The sequence below is a fragment of the Streptomyces sp. NPDC048604 genome, assembly GCF_043199435.1.
Taxonomy (GTDB): Bacteria; Actinomycetota; Actinomycetes; order Streptomycetales; family Streptomycetaceae; genus Streptomyces.
Window position 1 is genome coordinate 86782 of record NZ_JBICVX010000020.1, and the last position, 19700, is coordinate 106481.

13 protein-coding genes and 1 pseudogene are annotated in these 19700 nt (G+C 71.1%); 10 read left to right on the top strand and 4 right to left on the bottom strand.

Translation table 11 applies throughout. The features are described from left to right. Positions 1-112: 112 nt before the first annotated feature. Positions 113-1135 carry a LacI family DNA-binding transcriptional regulator gene (locus tag ACGFMM_RS31855; protein WP_393649946.1) on the bottom strand — a complete coding sequence of 341 codons (1023 nt, stop codon included), beginning with the start codon at positions 1133-1135 and terminating at the stop codon, positions 113-115. A gap of 146 nt (positions 1136-1281) precedes the next feature. Here ACGFMM_RS31855 and ACGFMM_RS31860 point away from each other — a divergent pair, with 146 nt between their 5' ends. The 6 genes from ACGFMM_RS31860 to ACGFMM_RS31885 all read left to right on the top strand — a co-directional run bounded on the left by ACGFMM_RS31860 (position 1282) and on the right by ACGFMM_RS31885 (position 9817). Beyond that, positions 1282-2583 carry an ABC transporter substrate-binding protein gene (locus ACGFMM_RS31860; RefSeq protein WP_393649947.1) on the top strand — a complete coding sequence of 434 codons (1302 nt, stop codon included), beginning with the start codon at positions 1282-1284 and terminating at the stop codon, positions 2581-2583. 11 nt (positions 2584-2594) lie between these two features. Next, positions 2595-3467: a carbohydrate ABC transporter permease gene (locus ACGFMM_RS31865; protein WP_393649948.1), complete on the top strand. Its 873-nt coding sequence runs from the start codon at positions 2595-2597 to the stop codon at positions 3465-3467. Between the two features lies 1 nt (position 3468). Next, a complete protein-coding gene (locus ACGFMM_RS31870; protein WP_393649949.1) occupies positions 3469-4314 on the top strand; it encodes a carbohydrate ABC transporter permease in 846 nt (281 codons plus the stop codon). 41 nt (positions 4315-4355) lie between these two features. Further along, positions 4356-5642 carry a glycosyl hydrolase gene (locus ACGFMM_RS31875; protein ID WP_393649950.1) on the top strand — a complete coding sequence of 429 codons (1287 nt, stop codon included), beginning with the start codon at positions 4356-4358 and terminating at the stop codon, positions 5640-5642. A gap of 109 nt (positions 5643-5751) precedes the next feature. Then, positions 5752-8799, top strand: a complete 3048-nt coding sequence (locus ACGFMM_RS31880) for an alpha-mannosidase (protein WP_393649951.1) — start codon at positions 5752-5754, stop codon at positions 8797-8799. Positions 8800-9085: 286 nt separating this feature from the next. Next, complete coding sequence (locus ACGFMM_RS31885; protein ID WP_393649952.1) at positions 9086-9817, top strand: flavodoxin family protein; 732 nt, start codon at positions 9086-9088, stop codon at positions 9815-9817. A gap of 288 nt (positions 9818-10105) precedes the next feature. Here ACGFMM_RS31885 and ACGFMM_RS31890 read toward each other — a convergent pair whose 3' ends face one another. Further along, positions 10106-12373, bottom strand: a complete 2268-nt coding sequence (locus ACGFMM_RS31890; RefSeq protein ID WP_393649953.1) for a Dyp-type peroxidase — start codon at positions 12371-12373, stop codon at positions 10106-10108. A 343-nt stretch (positions 12374-12716) separates the two neighbouring features. Here ACGFMM_RS31890 and ACGFMM_RS31895 point away from each other — a divergent pair, with 343 nt between their 5' ends. Both ACGFMM_RS31895 and ACGFMM_RS31900 read left to right on the top strand, forming a co-directional pair. Next, positions 12717-14678, top strand: a complete 1962-nt coding sequence (locus ACGFMM_RS31895; protein WP_393649954.1) for a galactose oxidase-like domain-containing protein — start codon at positions 12717-12719, stop codon at positions 14676-14678. A gap of 137 nt (positions 14679-14815) precedes the next feature. Further along, a pseudogene (locus tag ACGFMM_RS31900) lies at positions 14816-15046 on the top strand (flavodoxin family protein); the annotation flags it as partial. 44 nt (positions 15047-15090) lie between these two features. On the opposite strand, the gene ACGFMM_RS31905 reads toward ACGFMM_RS31900, so the two are convergent. Then, a complete protein-coding gene (locus tag ACGFMM_RS31905) occupies positions 15091-15546 on the bottom strand; it encodes an Lrp/AsnC family transcriptional regulator (protein ID WP_393649955.1) in 456 nt (151 codons plus the stop codon). A gap of 140 nt (positions 15547-15686) precedes the next feature. Between ACGFMM_RS31905 and ACGFMM_RS31910 the strand changes: the two genes are divergently transcribed. Together ACGFMM_RS31910 and aspA are read left to right on the top strand one after the other, a co-directional pair. Continuing rightward, a complete protein-coding gene (locus tag ACGFMM_RS31910; protein WP_393649956.1) occupies positions 15687-16793 on the top strand; it encodes an asparaginase in 1107 nt (368 codons plus the stop codon). Between the two features lie 76 nt (positions 16794-16869). Continuing rightward, on the top strand, positions 16870-18297 hold the full coding sequence (gene aspA / locus ACGFMM_RS31915) for an aspartate ammonia-lyase (protein WP_393649957.1): 1428 nt from the start codon (positions 16870-16872) through the stop codon (positions 18295-18297). Here aspA and ACGFMM_RS31920 read toward each other — a convergent pair. Further along, positions 18291-19595: an MFS transporter gene (locus ACGFMM_RS31920; protein ID WP_393649958.1), complete on the bottom strand. Its 1305-nt coding sequence runs from the start codon at positions 19593-19595 to the stop codon at positions 18291-18293. The two genes, aspA and ACGFMM_RS31920, sit on opposite strands and share 7 nt — an antisense overlap. Between the last annotated feature and the right edge of the window lie 105 nt (positions 19596-19700).

The window sequence follows — 19700 nt, forward strand, 5'->3', positions numbered from 1 at the left end:
AGACGTGCGTGACGTACGAGATGTGCGGAGACGTGCGTGACGTACGAGACGTGCTGGAGCGGACGCGGCTGCCGCGTCCGTCCGACGACCCGGGAGGCTAAACCCCTTTAGTTCACGGGGTCAAGGCCGGCGGCGCGGTGCTCTCGCGCACGGTGAGCCGAGGGGTGGGGTTCTTCGTGTCGCCCGCCGTGGCCGGATCGTCGACGAGCCCGAGCAGCGTCCGTGCGACCTGCTCGCCCAGGGCGAAGGTGTCCCGGGACAGGGCGGTGAGCGAGGGGTGGACGATCCGGGCGAGCGCGGAGTCGTCGAACGAGACGATGGACAGCTCGCCGGGCACGGCGACCCCCATCTCGGCCGCCACGCCCAGGCCCGCGACGGCCATCACGTCGCTGTCGTAGACGATCGCCGTCGGCCGCTCGGCGCGGGCGAGCAGCGTCCGGGTGGCGGCCGCGCCCTCCGCGTCGCTGAAGTCGGTGGGCAGCGAGACGGCGGTGAGGCCGAGCCGGCGGGCGCTGTCCCGCACGGCGCGGATGCGGCGCCGGGTGTGCTGGAAGGCGGGCAGTCCGGCGAGGTGGGCGATGTGCCGGTGGCCGAGGGCGGCGAGGTAGTCGACGATCGACACCATCGCCTCGCGGTCGTCGGCCCAGACGCTGGGCAGGCTGCCGTGCCGTCCGGGTCCGCCGATGACGAGGGCGGGGACGCCGAGCTCCTCCAGGACGGGGACGCGGGGGTCGCGGACCTGGAGGTCGACGAGGACGAAGCCGTCCACCCGGTGCTCGGAGGTCCAGCGGCGGTAGACCTCGATCTCCGCCGCGGTGTCCTCGACGACGAGCAGCTGCAGGGCGGTGCCGCGCACGGACAGCCCGGCCTGGAGGCCGGAGAGCAACTGGCCGAAGAACGGCTCGAGTCCGATGGTCCGGGCGGGCCGGGCGAGGACGAGCCCGACGGCGTCGGCGCGGGCCCCGCCGAGGGCGCGGGCGGCGCTGTGCGGGCGCCAGTTCATCTCCTCCGCGACCTGCAGGATCCGCGCCCGGGTGGTCTCGCTGACGCCGGGGCGGCCGTTCAGCGCGAAGGACACCGCACCCTTGGACACCCCGGCCCGGCGGGCGATGTCGGCGATCGTCGGTCTGGCCATGCAGCGCCCCTTCGGTCCGCACACCTTCTTGACACGGCAGTCTAGCCGGGAGCATAGTCCCGAATCGCTAGACCGGTTTAGTAGCTCCGCACCGCTTCCTCGACTTCCTCGACACGCAAGCCGACGAGCACACCGGGAGATCTTCCATGCGCAGCAGACTCTGGATACGGCCGGTCCTGGCGGCGGTCGCGGCGGCGGCCCTGGCGGGCTGCGGCCTCGGCGACCCGGCCGCGTCCGACGGCACGGACGGCGCGGACGGCGCGGGCAAGCCCGTCGACGGCGAGGTGAAGGGCAAGGTCTCGATCCAGACCTGGGCCCTGAAGCCGAAGTTCACGACGTACATGCAGGGCGTCATCGACGCCTTCGAGAAGAAGCACCCCGGCGCCGAGGTCCAGTGGCTGGACCAGCCCGGCGAGGGCTACTCGGAGAAGGTGCTCAGCCAGGCCGCCGGCGGCACGCTGCCCGACGTCGTCAATCTGCCGCCGGACTTCGCACTGCCGCTGGTCAAGCAGAACATGCTGCTCGACATCGCCGGCGCCGACCCGAAGGCGGCGCAGGAGTACGTCGAGGGCGGCCTGGAGGCGTACCGCTTCGGCGGCCACCGGGGCACGTACGGCTACCCCTGGTACCTCAACACCGACGTCAACTACTGGAACTCCGAGCTGCTCCGCAAGTACGGCCTGGACCCGAAGAAGCCCCCGGCGACCCTCGACGAGCTGATCTCGGCCGGCCGCACCGTCAAGGCGAAGTCGAACGGCGCGAACTACCTGATGAGCCGCAAGCCCGGACTGATGGACTTCGCCAACGCCGGCGTGAAGCTGATGTCCGAGGACGGCACCCGCTTCACCTTCAATACCCCCGAGGCCGCGGCCCTGCTCGACAAGTACCGCGACGCCTTCAAGGAGGGCCTGCTCCCCAAGGACGTGCTGACCGAGACGTACGCGGGCAACGCCAAGCTCTTCAACGCCAGCACGGCCGCCTGGACGACCGGCGGCGCGAACCACATCGGCAGCATCGCCACCGACAACCCCACCCTCGCCCCCGTCGTGGTCTCGTCCCCCGCGATGGGCACGCCGCCGCTGTACGTCCAGGGCCTGTCGGTCGCCAGGGCGACGAAGAATTCGGCGGCCGCGGTGGCGCTCGCCCGCTGGGTGACGAACGCCCCGAACCAGGCCGCGTTCGCCCACCTCACCAGCATCTTCCCGTCCACCAAGGCGTCCGCCGACGACCCGTTCTTCAGCAAGAGCGACGGCACCAACGCCGGCGACGCGAAGGTCACCGCCTTCAAGTCGCTCGCCACGGCGAAGATGCTCCAGCCGGTACAGGCCAACGACGCGATCAACACCGTCATCAACCAGCAGATCGCGCTCGCGATCAGCGGCCAGGCCGATTCCAGGAAGGCCCTGGACACGGCGGTGTCCCGCGCCGACGCCCTGCTCAAGGACTGAAGGGCGGACGGATGACCCACCGGCGCTGGTTCACCCCCTGGCTGCTCGCCGGGCCGGCCGTCGTCTGGCTGCTGGTGTTCAACCTCTGGCCCGCCGTCAACACGGTGATCCTGTCGTTCACCAACGCCAAGCCGCTCGGCGGCGGGCGCTTCACCGGCCTCGAGAACTACGAACGCGCCCTCAGCGACGAGCAGTTGACCGACGCGCTGATCAACAGCATCGTCTATCTGCTGATCTGCCTCCCCCTGCTCACCGTGCTCCCGCTGCTCCTCGCTCTCCTGGTGGAGCGGAAGCTGCCCGGCATCACCTTCTTCCGGACGGCGTTCTACACCCCGGTCGTCGCGTCGGCGGTCGTCGTGGGCGTCATCTGGGGATGGGTGCTGGACGACCGGGGGCTCGTCAACGGCCTGCTCGGACAGCTCGGCCTCGCCGACCGGCCGCTCTCCTTCCTCACCGACCGCTGGCTGCTGCTGTTCAGCGCGATCGCGCTGACGGTGTGGAAGGGCCTCGGGTACTACATGGTCATCTACCTGTCCGCGCTCGGGAACGTCGGCCGCGAGCTCCACGAGGCCGCGGCCGTCGACGGCGCGTCCGCCGTCCGCCGGTTCTGGCACGTCACGCTGCCCGGCGTGCGGACCGCGATGATGCTGATCTCCGTCCTGATCTCGGTGTCCGCGCTGCGGGTCTTCTCCGAGCTGTACGTGCTGTCCAACGGCACCGGCGGCCCGGGCGGCCGCGACATGTCCGTGGTGATGCTGATCCAGATGTACAGCCGCGGCTTCACCGGGCACATCGGCTACGCCTCGGCCCTCAGCCTCCTGCTGTTCGTCATCACCATCGGGCCGATGCTGCTGCTGGCCCGGCTGAACCGGAAGGCGGCCTGAGATGCCCGCACGGGGATTCGGCGCGCTCCGCCCGGCCGGGAAGGCGGGCCGCTATCTGCTCCTGGTCCTGGTCCTGGTGCTCACCATCGGCCCGTTCCTGTGGCAGCTGTCCACCTCGCTCAAGGGCCCGCGCGAGGACGTGTACTCCCGCATCCCGACGTTCTTTCCCGAGGACCTCACGTTCTCGAACTACGCGCGGGTCGCCGAGACCATCCCGGTCTGGACGTACGCGGCGAACTCGCTCACCGTCGCCGCGGTCGCGGTGTTCGGCAACGCGGTCGGCGCGACGCTGGCCGGCTTCGCCCTGTCCAAGCTGCGGTTCCGCGGGATGCGGCTGGTGACCGGCCTGTTCCTCGCCACCCTGGTGCTGCCCGGCGAGGTCACGATCGTCTCCCAGTACGTGACCGTGCGCAGCATGGGCCTGACCGACACGCTCACCGGCGTGGCCCTGCCCGGGGCCATCGCCATGTTGAACGTGCTGCTCATGTACACCGCCTTCCAGGCGGTTCCGCCCGATCTGGACGCGGCGGCCCTGGTCGACGGGGCGAACGCGTGGCAGCGCCTGGTCCATGTGGGTCTGCCGAACGTCCGGGGCATGCTCAGCGTGGTCGTGATCTTCACGTTCATCGGGGCCTGGGACGACTTCCTGTGGCCGCTGATCGTGCTGAACGACCCCGACCGCTACACGCTCACCGTCGGACTCCAGTACCTCGACGGCACGTTCACCGCGAACCCCCGGCTGATCGCGGCGGGCACCATGATCGCCTTCCTTCCCGTCGTGATCGTGTTCGCCTCGCTGCAGCGGTTCTTCTTCAAGGGCGTGGAGGAGGGCGCGATCAAGGGGTGAGCGTTCACCGCACAAGCTCAGGAGAGGACCCGCTGCCGCGCATGACCACATCCCCCCGTTTCGGCGTCAACTACACACCCAGCAAGGGCTGGTTCCACCACTGGCTCGACTTCGACCTCGACGACGTCCGCGCCGACCTGGACTCGATCGCCGCCCTCGGCCTCGACCATGTCCGTGTCTTTCCGCTCTGGCCGCTGTTCCAGCCCAACCGCACCCTGATCCGGCCGCGCGCCGTGGAGCAGCTGGTGCAGCTCGCCGACGCGGCCGCCGACCGCGGTCTGGCCTTCGCGGTGGACGGCCTGCAGGGACATCTGTCCAGTTTCGACTTCCAGCCGTCGTGGACCGTGACCTGGCACCGGCGGAACATCTTCACCGATCCGGACGTCCTGGACGGCCAGGCCGCCTATCTGCGCACGCTCGCCGAAGCCCTGGCGGACCGGCCTGGGTTCCTCGGCATGACGTTGGGCAATGAGATCAACCAGTTCTCGGGCGATCCACACCCGGACCCCGACCGGATCACTCCGGAGCAGGCCGGGCGCTGGCTGCGCCGGATGCTGGCCGCCTGCGAGGAGGGCGCGCCGGGGCGGCTGCACCTGCACGCCGCGTACGACGCCGCCTGGTACGTCGACGGGCACCCGTTCACCCCGGCGCACGCGGCCCGGCTGGGTGCGGCGACGGCCGTGCACTCCTGGGTCTTCAACGGGACCGCCCAGCGGTACGGGTCCGGGTCCACGGCGGCCGGGCAGCACGCCGCGTACCTGATCGAGCTGTCGAAGGCCTGGGCCGAGGACCCGCACCGGCCGGTCTGGCTGCAGGAGGTCGGTGCGCCCGCCCCGCACGTGCCGCCGGACCGCGCCGCCGCGTTCACGCGGACGACGGTGGCGGCGGCGCTCGACTGCCCGGACGTGTGGGGCGTGACCTGGTGGTGCTCCCACGACGTGGACCGGGCCCTGGCCGACTTCCCCGAGCTGGAGTACACCCTGGGCCTGCTCGCCAACGACCGCACGGTCAAACCGGTCGGCCGGGAGCTGGCCGCGCTCGTGGCGGAGCTGCGGGCCGGCGCGTACGAGCCGCCGGCGCCGCGCACCACAGCGCTCGTCGTCGACCTGCCCGAGGACCCGGCCGAGCGCGCGGTGTGCGGTCCCGGCGGGCCGGTGTTCGAGGCGTTCATGCGGCTCGCGGCCGACGGGGCGCGGCCGACGACCGTGCTCGCCGGGCGCGCCGCGGACCGAGCGCATCTGGCCGCGCGGGGTATCACTGAGCTCGTCACGGTCGAGGAGACCGGAGTCGGCCGGTCCGTGTCTCCCGTTTCCCGCCCGGTCTGCTGAATCCTGCCTCTGCGAACTCGCGTCCTGCCCCGTCGATCCGTGTTCCTGCCCCGTCGATCCGCCGCCCGACTGCTGCTTCCCTCCGCCCGCGTCCTCTGGAGCGTCCGCCATGCACAGTGACCGCAGTCTGATCGAGTCCCGTCTCAAGCGCGTCCTCGAGGAGCGCATCCGCCCCGCCGTGTACCCGGAGTCGGTCCCCCTGGAGGCCGGTATCTGGACCGTCCCGGACGAACCGGTGCCGGTGGCGGAGGGCCTGGCCGCCCCCCGCACCCCGATCGCCGCCGGCGCCCGCTGGGGTGCGCCGTGGGGCACCAGTTGGCTGACGGTGTCGGGGATGGTGCCGGAGGTGTGGGCGGGCCGGACCGTCGAGGCGCTGATCGATCTGGGTTTCGACAAGAACATGCCGGGCTTCCAGTGCGAGGGCCTGGTGTACAGGCCCGACGGCACACCGGTGAAGGGCCTGCATCCGCGGAACCAGTGGGTGCGGGTGGCCTCTCCCGCGGTGGGCGGCGAGGAGGTGCTGCTGCATGTGGAGGCGGCGTCCAATCCGGTGGTCCTGGACTACCACCCGTTCCTGCCGACGGAGCTGGGCGAGAAGGAGACGGCGGGCACGGAGCCGCAGTACCGCCTGGAGCGGCTGGAACTGGCCGTCTTCGACGAGACGGTGTGGCAGCTGGTCATGGACCTGGAGGTGCTGGGCGAGCTGATGGCCGAGCTGCCGGTGGAGGGGGCGCGGCGCTGGGACGTCCTGCGGGCGGTGGACCGGGCGCTGGACGCGATCGACCTGCAGGACGTGAACGGCACGGCCGCGGCGGCCCGGGCGGAACTGGAGGGGGTCCTGGCGACGCCGGCGGAGCCGTCGGCGCACCGGATCAGCGCGGTCGGGCACGCCCACATCGACTCGGCGTGGCTGTGGCCGCTGCGCGAGACGGTCCGCAAGGTGGCGCGGACGACGGCGAACATGACGGCGCTCCTGGAAGCCGAGCCGGACTTCGTCTACACGATGTCGCAGGCGCAGCAGTACGCGTGGATCAAGGAGCACCGGCCGGAGGTGTACGCCCGGGTCAAGAAGGCCGTGGCGGAGGGCCGGTTCGTGCCGGCGGGCGGGATGTGGGTGGAGTCGGACACGAACATGCCGGGGTCGGAGGCGATGGCCCGTCAGTTCGTGCACGGCAAGCGGTTCTTCATGGACGAGTTCGGCGTGGAGAACACCGAGGCGTGGCTGCCCGACACCTTCGGTTTCGCGGGCGGGCTGCCGCAGATCATCCGGGCGGCGGGGTCGACGAGGCTGCTGACGCAGAAGATCTCATGGAGCCAGGTGAACAGCTTCCCGCACCACACCTTCTGGTGGGAGGGCATCGACGGGACGCGGATCTTCACCCACTTCCCGCCGATCGACACCTACAACTGCGCGATGGAGGGGCACCAACTTGCCCACGCAGTGCGGAACTTCAAGGACAAGGGGCGGGCCCGGCACTCGATCGCGCCGACCGGCTGGGGCGACGGCGGGGGCGGCACGACCCGCGAGATGGTCGCCAAGGCGGCGCGGCTGCGGGACCTGGAGGGCTCGCCGCGGGTGCGCTGGGAACGTCCGGCGGAGTTCTTCGCGCGGGCGGAGGCCGAGTACCCGGACGCCCCGGTGTGGGTCGGGGAGCTGTACCTGGAGCTGCACCGGGCGACGCTGACCAGCCAGGCCCGCACCAAGCAGGGCAACCGGGCGAGCGAGAACCTGCTGCGGGAGGCCGAGCTGTGGGCGGCGACGGCGGCGGTGCGGGCCGGATTCCCCTACCCGTACGAGCAGTTGGACCGGATCTGGAAGACGGTGCTGCTGCACCAGTTCCACGACATCCTGCCGGGTTCGTCGATCGCCTGGGTGCACCGTGAGGCGGAGCGCACGTACGCGGCGGTGGCCGAGGAGCTGACCGGGATCGTCGGGGCGGCGCAGCGGGCGCTCGCCGGGGACGGCTCGGCGGGCGGCGAGGTGGTGTTCAACGCGGCCCCGCACGAGCGGGCCGGGGTACCGGCGGGCGGCGCCCGGCCCGCGGTCGCGGAGCCGGCCGGCGCGGTGTGCGCGGTACGGGCGCGGGAGGGCGGCGGATACGTCTTGGAGAACGGGCTGCTGCGGGTCGAGGTGGACGGGCGGGGGCTCGCCGTCTCGGTGCGCGACCTGGGCAGCGGGCGGGAGGCGGTCGCGCCGGGCCGGGCGGCGAACCTGCTGCAGCTCCACCCCGACTTCCCGAACATGTGGGACGCCTGGGACGTCGACCAGTTCTACCGGAACACGGTCACCGACCTCACGGACGCGGACGAGGTCGCGGTGTCGGTGGACACTCCGCGGTCGGTGTCGGTGCGGGTGACCCGGTCGTTCGGCGCGTCGCGGGCGGTGCAGACGCTGACGCTGGCGGCCGGGGCGCGCCGCCTCGACCTGGACGCGGAGGTCGACTGGCACGAGACGGAGAAGTTCCTGAAGGCCGCGTTCCCGCTGGACCTGCACACCGACCGGTACGCGGCGGAGACGCAGTTCGGCCATCTGTACCGGCCGACGCACACCAACACCAGTTGGGAGGCCGCCAAGTTCGAGGCGTGCAACCACCGCTTCGTACATCTGGAGGAGCCCGGCTTCGGCGTCGGTCTGGTGACCGCGTCCACGTACGGGCACGACATCACGCGCACGGTCCGGCCCGAGGACGGCGGCACGACCACGACCGTACGGGTCTCCCTGCTGCGCGCCCCGCGGTTCCCCGACCCGCACACCGACCAGGGCGTGCACCGCTTCCGTCACGCCCTGGCGCCGGGGGCGTCGGTCGGCGACGCGGTCCGCGAGGGGTACGGCATCGGCCTGCCGGAGCGCCGGGTGCCCGGCGACGCGGAGGTGCGGCCGCTGGTGGCGGTGGACGAGGACGCCGTGGTCGTCAGCGCGGTGAAGCTGGCGGACGACGGCAGCGGCGACGTGGTGGTGCGGGTGTACGAGGCGCACGGCGGCCGGGTCGCGGCCCGGCTGGCGACCGCGTTCGAGCACACCGGCGTGCACGTCTGCGACCTGCTCGAACGGCCGCTGCCCGGCGAGTCGGCCGAGGGGGCGGAGGACGGCGGGGTGGCGCTGCGGCTGCGACCGTTCGAGCTGCGCACCCTGCGGTTCGTGCGTCCCGTCGGGTGACGTCGGGCGCGGGGCGGACGCGCCGGGCGGTGCGCCTGCCCCGCGGGGCAGGCCCGAAGGGTCGCCGCGTGGTCGGGGTTCAGCCCGAAGCCCGACATCTCCGAGATCTTCCGGCTGACCGATGCTCCCGCTGTCGGGCGCTTCGCATTCCGGACGTCGTCTTGGGCCGGCGGACCGGAGAGCGGACCGTCAGGCAAACGGCACAGCTCCGCGAGCGTCCGGGGCGAAGGCCTGGTGAGCTGTACTGGGAGATCGTCGGCGCCTTCGCACCGGACTCCCGGAGCGTATGGAGGAGGATTCCGTGCCGGACTCAACGACGTCGTACGCCGACCTGCGCGCCCTGGTGATCAACTGCACACTGAAACGTTCCCCGGAGCGCAGCCATACACAGGGGCTGATCGACATCAGCACCGGGATCATGGAGCGCCAGGGCGTGCAGGTCGAGGTGCTCAGGGCTGTGGACATCGACATCGCGACCGGTGTCTGGCCGGACATGACGGAGCACGGGTGGGAGACGGACGAGTGGCCGGTGATCTACTCGCAGGTGATGGCCGCCGACATCCTGACCCTGGCGGGGCCTGTGTGGCTGGGAGACAACTCCTCGGTCATGAAGAAGGTGATCGAGCGTCTGTACGCCTGCTCGTCGATCCTCAACGAGCAGGGCCAGTACGCCTACTACGGTCGTGTGGGCGGTTGCCTGATCACCGGCAACGAGGACGGCGCCAAGCACTGCGCGATGAACGTCCTCTACAGCCTCCAGCACCTCGGATACGTCATCCCGCCGCAGGCGGACGCGGGCTGGGTCGGCCCGGCCGGACCCGGGCCGTCCTACCTCGACGAGGGCTCGGGTGGGCCGGAGAACGACTTCACCAACCGCAACACCACCTTCATGACCTGGAACCAGCTGCACCTGGCCCGCATGCTCAAAGACGCCGGGGGCATCCCCGCCCACGGCAACCAGCGCTCCGAGTGGGACGCCGGCTGCCGCTTCGACTTCGAGAACCCCGAACACCGCTGAGCTCGTGGCCGGAACATCGGAGGTCCGGTGGAAGTCAGCTCCGGATCAAGCAGGTCCGTCGCGCGGCAGCGCCCGCGACGACAGCGGCCTCAACCTGACGTCCTGCCTCGGGGTCGCGCCGAACAGCTTCCTTCCCGTGTCGCGACCGACCTCGCCGAGGGGACCCGGCGCGTCCGGGGCCGTTTCCGCTTCGGCGCCGGGCTTTGTTCCGCGGCGCCGACCCGGTGCGCCGCGCCGCGGGCGCGGCGAGGCGCACCGGGTCCGGCACCCGCTCGGGGGGCGGACCGGTCAGCCCGTCAGGGACCTCCACATCGTCAGTGGTCGGTCCTCGACCGTGACCTGGTCCTCGTGGCCGTGACCGTCGCGGATCACGATGATCCGGTACTTGTCCTGGTGGAACACCCAGAACAGACTCATGCCGTTGATCCGCTGCATGTCCGGTACCGCGAGGAATTCGTCGACCCGCGTGATCCCGTCCAGCGATCGCCACAGGTCGAGACCGCGGTCGCCGCGTTCGAGGTTGTCCGAGTGCATCCTGCCGTCGGCGACCGAGACGAGGCGGTAGACCTGACGGTCCATCAGGGTGTGGAACACCCAATACCAGCTCTTGCCGTTGACCCGCTGCATGTCGGGGACCGGCAGGAAGGCGTCCACACTCTCGATGCCGTTGAACGAGACCCAGGCGGAGAGCGAGCGGTCCGGGAGGTCGATCACGGCGGCCTGCTCGGGCGGGAGTCCGGACTCGGCGCCGTCGGCGATCGAGATCTTCCGGTAGACCTGCCGGCCTTCGACGGTGTGGAACAGCCAGAACCGGCTGCGGCCGTTGATCCGCTGCTCGTCCGGAACGGGCAGGATCGCGTCGACCTTCTTCACCCCGGCGTAGCACGGCCAGGTCGTCAGCGGGCGGTCGGGGCGCTCGCGGACGTCCGTGTGCTCGTCCCCGTCGGCGATGGCGACGGTCCGGCAGACGGCGTCACCGTCGCCGCCCGTCCCGTACGCCCAGTACCAGCTCTTGCCGTCGACCCGCTGCATGTCGGGGATGGGCAGGAAGGCGTCGGTCGGCCGGACGTCGGCGGGCGGCGTGTCGGTGAGCCGGCCGTCACCGAGTAGCCGGAGCAGGGTCAGCGAGGGTACGAAGGCGTAGACGGACCCCTCGGTGACGACGAACTGGCTCAGGCTCAGCTGAGTGGTCTTGCCGGGGGTCTCGTAGCTGACCTTGCCGGCGGCCCCGACCATTCCGTCGGGGCCTGGCTTGTTGGTCCGGTTGGGTGGGAAGTCCGGGCTGTCGATCCACGCCTTCTGGATGAACTCGAACTGTTGCACGAGGTCCGACTGGTAGCAGACGAAGAGCAGGCCGCGCTTCTCGTCGGGCCCGCCGGGCCCCTCCGAAGCGGGGTCGAAAGGTGCGCCGTACGGGGCGCCACGGCGGATGATCCGACGGCGGTCCATCACCGGATTCTCGTCGAACGGCGGATCACCGGGCTTCTCCTGCAGGCCGTCCCGGGGGTTGGTGCAGCGCAGGTGCGAGAAGAGCGGGGTGATGAAGCCCTCAGGGTCGTTGCGGTAGCCGAAGTCGTTGTCGTCGCCGGACAGCGCGCTGGAGGGCCTGTCGGCGTTGGGGCACGTGGCGACGGGGGTGCCGGACCGCCACCGGCCGACGAGGCGGGCGGCCAGCCACTCCGAGGTGGCCTCGAGCGGCACCACCTTGGCCTGCTTGAGCACCTTCAGCTGCCCCGCGACCTGGGACCAGAAGCCCGGGACGTCCTGGCCCAGCCGCCGCACCACCTGGAAGGTGCCGTTGTCGGCCCATTCGGGTGTCTCGTGCGGCACGCCGCCGACCCGGTCGTGGCCGACGACGAACTCACCGGGCGGGATCAGCCGGGTGCCGTGATGGCCCTTGACGTACTCGGGCTTGACGGGGTCCGGCTCGTCGAAGCCGATCACGCCGGGCTCGCTGACGCCGTCCTTGAAACCGAAGTGCTCCTTGCCCCTCCGGCTTCCGGGCAGTGTGGCGGCGTCCTGCTGGAACACGATCACGATCTTGGCCGAGGCGCAGGCCTCACGCTGCTGTCTGACCGTCGCCTGGAGATCCTGGACGGTGTCGGACGCGACGGTGAGCACGGCGTGGACGACCTGCCCCTTGCCGTTGCCGAAGAGCCACATCCCCGGCGAGCTGTCGCCGGTGTCCCCGAGCGCCCGCTTGTCCGAGCCCTCTTTGAACGCCTCCAGGCCGCTGCCGGGCTTGACGGAGGGCAGAGGGTCTTTTCCGGTCAGCTCCCGCAGCCCCGAGCAGGTGAAGCTCACGTTGATCCAGGTGGCCTTCAGGGTCTTGGGGTCGTCGCCTTCCGAGGCCTTCCTGGCCTTGCTGAAGGCGGCGTTGAAGGTCGCCACCTGCCTCGTCGTGGAGATCTGCGGTTCCAGGGCCTTGACCCAGGTACGCGCCCTCGCCGCGTCCTCGAACTTGAGGAACAGCAGGGTCATCTGGTCCTTCTTGAAGCCGGCGATCACATCGCCCTGGATGTCCTCGCTCTCACGCAGCTTCAGATCGTCCACCATGTTCCCTCCAGGAGATCGACACCTCCACGCCCGATGTCGCGCGGAGTCATCATCGAAGTACGAGTTCTCGTATGCCCTTCCACGGGCAGACCGGACCGATGAAGCCATCCGTCACCCGTTTGTTGACCGCAAACACGCTGGTCGGGGGGCGCACAAGGCGCGAAGAGGCGCTTTCGGCGCTCGGGATCACCCGGCTGCATGCCTCAGGGCGACAGCCGGTTGATACGCCGAAACACTGAAGCTCGTCACTGTGTGTGAACGCGTGGCAGTCCCGGCGCAGCCCGCCCTCCGATGCGTCCCCCAGGCGAACCGCTGCGCCCTCCTCTCTGCAGCAAGGAGTCCCATGTCCCGCAGCAATCCGCCCCAGCCCGCCCGCCGGAGGCTCGCCACGGCGATCTCGGTCTGCGCTGCCACCGCGATGGCCGCGTCCATGGCCCTGTCGGCGGCAGGCCCCGTACTGGCCCACACCGGTCACGACGAGGGGGGCGACGCCTTTCCCTACGGCCCCGCCTCCCGAGCGGCGACCGCGCCGGTCACCGTCGACCCGGACGAGGCGGCGACGCTCGGCAAGGAGCACGCCGAGGAGCACGCCCGTACCCGGAAGGCCCTGGCCGATGTCGGTGAGTACCCGCAGACCACCCGTACGGAGCGGCTCAAGTCGCTGACCGCCTCCCAGGAGAAGATCAACGCGTCCTTCGACGCCGCCGAGTTCGGCCGGTTCCGGGAGTACTTCCAGTCCCCCGACTTCGCCGCCCACATCGCGCTGCTGCCCACCGGCAAGGTCCTGCTGTTCTCCTTCGAGCGGATCGAGACCAACCCGCAGAACGAGCCCGCCCCCACCCAGACCATCGGCAAGGAGAACGCCGGCCGCGCCTGGATCTGGGACCCCGCCAAGGGGACCGGCGCCGGCGCTTTCACCGAGAAGAAGCCGCCGGTCATCAACATGCCCGACGGCAAGAACGAGCCCCGCCCGGCCCCGTTCTTCTGCGCCGGCCACTCCTACCTGCCCAACGGCATGCTCGGCGTCTTCGGCGGCAACCTCGGCGGCAACGGAGGTTCCGGCGCCAAGCTGTCCCTGGTCTTCGACCCCTGGGCCGAGGAGTGGTACCTGAACAAGGACATGTCCGTCGGCCGGTGGTACCCGAGCGTGGTCACCGGCGCCGACGGACGTCAGGTGATCATGTCCGGTCAGTCGGAGCTCGGCTGGGGCACCCCCACCCCGGTCGTCGAGCGCTTCCCCGCCGCGGCCCACCAGGTGCCCTTCGACAAGACGGTCAAGCCGATCGGCTGGGGAGTGGACAAGCTCAAGACCGAGGCCCCGTTCAAGTGGGACTATCCGCACCTGTTCTCGCTGCGCGACGGGAAGATCTACGGACTCGGCCGCTCCGTGGACCAGCAATGGCTCTTCGACACCGCCGCCGACACCAAGACCGACCTGCCGAACCGCCCGGACGTCAACGAGGCCAAGCCTGGCCCTGATGGTGGGGAGTGGAGGCGCAACTACGGCTCCGCGGTCCCCCTGCCGGCCGGCTTCAGAGGCCCCGACTCGGTCCTGGTCCTCGGTGGCGACCGCAACGACCCGAACACCTACCGCCTGGCCGGCGGCAAGTGGAACACCGAGAAGCCCCGCGCCTTCGGCCGCACCCAGGACGACACCCTGCTCCTGCCGAACGGCAATCTGCTCACCGTCAACGGCGCCTTCGACATCCGCGACTACGGCAATGGACCGTACAACCCCAACGCCGACCTGAAGTACCGCCAGGTCGAACTGCGCGACGAGAACGGCGACTGGAAGCTCGGCCCCGTCCAGCGGCTGCCGCGCGGCTACCACTCCAACGGCGTGGTCCTCCCGGACGGCCGTGTCATGATCACGGGCGACGAACTCCAGCAGCTCGCCAACGACCCTGACATCAACGACAACAACAACGGCAGCATCGAGATCTACGAGCCGGCCTACCTCCACCAGGGCAGCCGCCCCTCGCTCGGTCTGATCTTCAACCCGAGCGTCGGCTACAACGAGAAGATCACGGTGAGCACCAGCACACCCAACGAAGTCACCCACGCCGTACTGCTGGCCCCGACCACCGCGACCCACTCGGTCAACACCAGCCAGCGTCACCTCGAACTGCGCATCAAGAGCCGCAGCGGCAACTTCCTGGAGCTTCAGGCCCCGCCGACCGCCGCCGCGGCCCCGCCCGGCCATTACATGCTCTTCCTCCTCAACGAGGAGGGCGCACCGAGCAAGGCCGGCTGGGTCCAGCTCAAGCCCCCGGCGACCGCCGCCAAGGTGAAGGCGGCCGACTGACACCTGCTGTCTCTCCGGAACGAGCCCCCAGCCCTGTCACTGGGCACGGCTGGGTGCTTGCCCCTGCGCCGTCGGTCTGTGTCATGGGTGAACTGACGGCCAGAACTGCTGGTCAGATGGGGTGCCAGAGTGTTCCGCCGATCCGGCTGGGCGACAACAGCTCGGTGGCGAAGCGGGTGGTGGAGCGGCTGTACGGCTGCTCGGCGATCCTCAACGAGCAGGGGCAGTACGCCTGTTACGGGCGGGTCGGCGGCTGTCTGATCACCGGCAACGAGGACGGCGTGAAGCGCTGCGCGATGAACCTGCTGTACAGCCTTCAGCACCTCGGCTACACGATCCCGCCGCAGGCGGACGCGGGCTGGATCGGTTCGACTTCCCGAACCCGGAGCACCGGTGAGGACGCCGGAGGGCGTCAGTCCTCGACGGGCAGGCCCCTCGGCTCCTTGATCCGCTTCATGATGATCTGCGAGTTGACCTCGGTGACGCCGCCGAGCGTGGTGAGCCGCTCGATCCAGAGGCGTTCGTACGCGGCGAGGTCGGCGACCGCGATGCGCAGCAGGCAGCCGGGGCTGCCGAACAGTCGGTACGCCTCGATGACGTCGGGGATGTCCCGCAGCGCCGCCTCGAAGGCCTCGACGGTCTCGCGGTCGCGGCGCACCTCGATGGAGACCAGGACCTCGAAGCCGCGCCCCACGGCCTGCGGGTCGACGATGGCGCGATAGCCGCGGATGACGCCGTCCTGCTCCAGCTGGCGGACCCGGCGCAGGCACGGCGAGGCGCTGAGGCCGACGCGCTGGGCGAGCTCCTGGTTGGTGAGCCGGCCGTCCTCCTGCAGCTCACGCAAGATATGAAGGTCGATGGCGTCCATGGCGCAATTATCCACCACGGGTATTGCGGGACGAGCCAGAATCGGCAATCCGATTGCGGGCGTTTTCTCCTATCCTTGCCACGGCCGCGGCACCGCACGCCCGCGCCGAGGAACAGCCCGACATCCGAGGACGAAGCCCCATGGAATGGATACGCGACGCGCGGCCGCGCCGGATCACTCTCATCAGCACCGGCGGCACCATCGCCAGCCGATGGCAGGGCTCGGGGTACGCCGCCGAGGCGGCGGGCAGCGACGTCCTCGACGCCGCCGCCGTGCCGGAGCACGTGACGGTCGACGTGGTCGACCTGTTCAACGTCAACAGCTCGCGGATGACCTCGGTCCGGCAGCTCACGCTGCTGCGCGCAGTGCACGAGGCGCTCGCCGACCCCGGTGTGGACGGCGTCGTGATCACCCACGGCACGGACACCCTGGAGGAGTCCGCCTTCTTCCTCGACCTGCACCACACCGACCCGCGCCCGGTGGTCCTCACCGGCGCCCAGCTCCCCATCGGCACCGCCGACAGCGACGGACCCGGCAACCTGTACGACGCCCTCCAGGTCGCCGCCTCCGTGCGTGACCTCGGCGTCCTGGTGGTCTTCGACGGCCTGGTGCACCCGGCCCGCGGCACGGTGAAGACCCAGACGCTGGCCGCCGACGCGTTCTCCGACCCGTCCGCGCGGCACCTCGGCAAGGTCGGCTTCGGCCGGGTCGACACCCGGCAGGAGCCCGAGCGCACGGCCCCGCTGCCGCTGCCGGCGGCTTCGGCCGAGCCCGGGGCGGCCGCGCTGCCGCGGGTCGACGTGATCACCCACCACAGCGACGCGGACCCGCTGCTGTTCCGCGCGGCGCTCGCCGCCGGCGCGCAGGGCATCGTGCTGGTCGCCACGGGCGCGGGCAACGCCACGCCCGAGTTCGTCGAGGCCGTCCGGGAGGCCGTGGCGCGGGGCGTGCTCGTCACGGTCACCACGCGGGTGCCGGCCGGACCGGTCGCCGAGATCTACACCGGCGGCGGCGCGGTCGACCTGGTCGCCGCGGGCGCCCTGCTCACGGGCACCCTGCGCGCGGCGCAGACCCGCGTCGCCGTACTGGCCACGCTGCTCGCCGAGGTCCCCCCGGCACAGCGCACGGAGCTGCTGCGTGCCCTGCTGGCGCACGAGGCGTCCGAGCAGCCGGCGCCGACCCCCCTCCCCGAGGAGCCGTCGCTGCTCCCCGTCCCGGAGCCCCTCGCCGCCGAGTCGGCCGCGTAAGGCCGCCCCCGGGCCCCCGGCCCCGGAACCCTCCGAGTCTCCGCCCTCCCCCGCCGCTCCCCCGAAAGCCGTGTCGATGACCCTCCCCTCCCCTGCCGCCCCTGCCCCCGTGACCCGTCGCGAGCACGACCTGCTCGGCGACCGGGACGTTCCCGCCGACGCGTACTGGGGTGTCCACTCGCTGCGCGCGACGGAGAACTTCCCGATCACGGGGACGCCGATCTCCGTGTACCCGCGGCTGATCGACGCGCTGGCCTCGGTGAAGGAGGCCGCCGCTCGCGCGAACCAGGAGCTGGGGCTGCTGTCCGCGGCGAAGGCCGACGCCATCGCAGCCGCCTGCCGGGAGATCCGCTCGGGCAAGCTGCACGACCAGTTCGTCGTCGACGTCATCCAGGGCGGCGCCGGCACCTCGACGAACATGAACGCCAACGAGGTCATCGCCAACCGGGCGCTGGAGCTGCTCGGTCACGCCAAGGGCGAGTACCAGCACCTGCACCCCAACGAGGACGTCAACCTCAGCCAGTCCACCAACGATGTCTACCCGACCGCCGTCCGCATCGCGACGATCCTCGCGGTGACCGATCTGCTGAAGGCCGCCGCCGTCCTCCAGGACGCCTTCGCGGAGAAGTCCGTCGAGTTCCGCGAGGTCCTGAAGATGGGCCGGACGCAGCTGCAGGACGCGGTGCCGATGACGCTCGGTCAGGAGTTCTCCACGTACGCGGTGATGCTGGAGGAGGACCGCGGCCGGCTGAGCGAGGCGATCGAGCTGATCCACGAGATCAACCTCGGCGCCACCGCCATCGGCACCGGCCTCAACGCCCCCGCCGGGTACGCCGAGACGGCCCGCCGGCACCTGGCGGAGATCACCGGCCTGTCCCTGGTGACCTCGGCGAACCTGATCGAGGCCACCCAGGACTGCGGCGCCTTCGTGCAGTTGTCGGGGGTGCTCAAGCGTCTGGCGGTGAAGCTCTCCAAGACCTGCAACGACCTGAGGCTGCTCTCCTCCGGCCCGCGGGCCGGCCTCGCGGAGATCAACCTCCCTGCGGTGCAGGCCGGTTCGAGCATCATGCCGGGCAAGGTGAACCCGGTGATCCCGGAGGTCGTCAACCAGGTCGCCTTCGAGGTGATCGGCAACGACATCACCGTCACGATGGCCGCCGAGGCCGGCCAGCTCCAGCTCAACGCCTTCGAGCCGGTGATCCTGCACGCGCTGTCGCGCAGCATCAACTCGCTGCGCCAGGCCTGCCTCACGCTGGCCGAACGCTGCGTGGTCGGCATCACCGCCAACACCGAGCGGCTGCGGGCGGCGGTGGAGAGCTCCATCGGGCTCGCCACCGCCCTGAACCCGCACATCGGCTACACCCAGGCCACCGCCATCGCCCAGGAGGCGCTGCGCACCGGCCGGGGCGTGGCGGAACTGACGCTGGAGCGGGGCCTGCTGCCCGCCGAGCGCATCGCGGAGCTGCTCACCCCGGAGCGCCTGGCGGGCCCGAACCGTCACTGACGCCGGCGGCCCCGGCGGGACAGTGCCGCGGCGGCGGCCAGGTAGGGCAGCGCGAGCAGCGCGAAGGCCGTGCCGTGGCCGGCCGCGGTGCCGAACACCGCGTACAGACCGAACACGGAGAGGGTCACCGCTTCGGTGCCCACTCCGGCCAGCGAGGTGACGGTGGCCCGGCTGTCGCCGGTGATGCTGTCCTGCAGCCGGGCGTCGACGAGCACCTGGCCCAGCTGGAAGCCGCCGAAGGCGAGCGCGACCAGCGCGATCGCGGCCGGGGTGCCCAGGGCCGAGCCGACGCCCAGGGCGACGGCGGACACGGCGAGCAGCGCGGCGAGCCCGCGTGCGCCGAGCCGCTGGGCCGGGCCGGCGAGCAGGCCGCCGGCCGTGGCGCCCGCCCAGATGAGCAGCAGCAGCTGCGGCTCGGTGCCGGGGGCCACCCCGGTGTCGCGGACCAGCAGCGGTGTGTACTCGTCGAGGGCGCCCCAGACGCCGGTCACGGCGGGGACCAGGAGCACGGCGAAGCGGACGGCCTTGTCGTGCCGGGCCTCGAAGACACCGGCGCGCAGGGTCGCCGCCCAGCCGGCCTCCGCCTTCTCCTCCGACTCCGCCTCGGCCTTCTCCTCCGCCTCGGCCTCGGCCTCGGCAAGCGTGTCGGCCGCGTTCAACTGTGCGGGCGCGGCCGCCTTGGCCCGGCGGTGCTCCGGCAGGGCGGTGGCGAAGGCGCTGGTCAGCACGCAGGTCGCCACGCTGGCCGCGCCGACCAGCAGGTAGCCGCCACCCGCGAACGCCGGGCCGGCGAGCGCCGTCGCCGCCATCACGGCCACCAGGCCGGCGGCCCGGGCGCGGCCCATGAGGCGGGCGTACCGGTCGGCGGCCCCGACCCGGTCCAGCTCCTCGTACACGAGGGCTTCGAGCGCGCCGGAGCCGAACGCGCCGCCGGCGCCCCACAGCACGAAGCCGAGGGCGAAGGCCCAGTACGAGGGGAACAGCACCCACAGGGCGAAGCCCGTACCGGTCAGCAGCGGCCCCAGCTGGAGCAGCCGCTTGCGCGACACCATGTCCGCCCAGACTCCGGACGGGACTTCGAACAGGACGTTGGCCAGGGACCAGAGGGCGAAGAGCGAGGAGATCTGCCACAGCCCCAGTCCCGTGTCGCTGAACAGCAGCGCGTACACGGGGTAGAGCAGGACGAACTCTTCGAAGAACGAATAACCGTACAGAGCGGCCGCGATGCGGCGGACGCCACGGACCGGGGCACCGCGTTCGGTGCCCGTGCCGGGCAGTTGCTCGGACGAAACAGTCATGTTGCCTTCCCGATGAGGACAGCTGGGACGCCGGAGGTACGGGGTCCGTGGCGGTCCTCGGGAAGGCCGGGTGCCGGATCAATGTCGCCAGATCATGTGTCCCAT